The sequence below is a fragment of the Blautia sp. DFI.6.71 genome (assembly GCF_020593585.1).
Taxonomy (GTDB): Bacteria; Bacillota; Clostridia; order Lachnospirales; family Lachnospiraceae; genus Blautia_A; species Blautia_A wexlerae.
The window spans coordinates 1-734 of sequence record NZ_JAJDMJ010000148.1; the positions used below are offsets into that span (position 1 = coordinate 1).

1 protein-coding gene and 2 pseudogenes are annotated in these 734 nt (G+C 46.0%); all 3 read left to right on the forward strand.

Annotated elements, in window-relative coordinates:
* Positions 1–239: pseudogene (locus tag LJE12_RS19645) on the forward strand (ParM/StbA family protein); the annotation flags it as partial.
* A 3-nt stretch (positions 240–242) separates the two neighbouring features.
* Positions 243–626, forward strand: a complete 384-nt coding sequence (locus LJE12_RS19650) for a hypothetical protein (protein ID WP_005428271.1) — start codon at positions 243–245, stop codon at positions 624–626.
* A gap of 24 nt (positions 627–650) precedes the next feature.
* Positions 651–734, forward strand: a pseudogene (locus LJE12_RS20870) (replication initiator protein A); the annotation flags it as partial.

Below are 734 nucleotides of genomic sequence, written 5' to 3' on the forward strand. Positions count from 1 at the left end.
CTTATCTGGATTGTATTACTGCTGTTGCCAGACAGTATGTCACAGATATTTTTGCCACGCTCCGCAAATATGAATACAATCCTGGCCTGATGCGCCTGTATGTGGTCGGAGGCGGTGGATGCCTGATCCGTAACTTTGGAGCGTATGACAAATCACGAGTTACCATCCTTGATGATATCTGTGCCACTGCCAAAGGTTATGAATCTCTGGCTTATATGAGCCTGAAAAGGAGGGGATAAGCCATGCAGAACCATATCCGCAACACAAACCTGCGATTTAATCTGGACAAAGACCAGCAGCGGAGAGCCTGGGAATATTTACAGACGATGGACAGACAGAATTTTAAATCTTACAGCCAGGTAATCTCCCTTGCACTGGTCGATTATTTTGACCGCTACTACCGCACTCAGGCTGATCCCTATCTGGAAACAAGGGAACGGGAAGAACTTTTTGTGAAACAGATTGTAGAAGCAGTAGAACACAGCCTGAAACAGTCATTGCCGATTTTTCTGTCCGGGCTGACTGCAGGCATGTTGGAAAGGGAATCCCCCATCAGGATGCCCTTTCCAGCTCCTGAAAAAGAACAGCCGGATCGTGATATAGACTGGGATTTTCTTGGAGAATAAACCATTGTGATTGGAGGTGAACACATGACGGACTTTCTGACAGCAGACACAAGCCTGCCATCTTATATGATGTTTCCCCGTTTTCTTCTGGACATGGAAATAAACGAA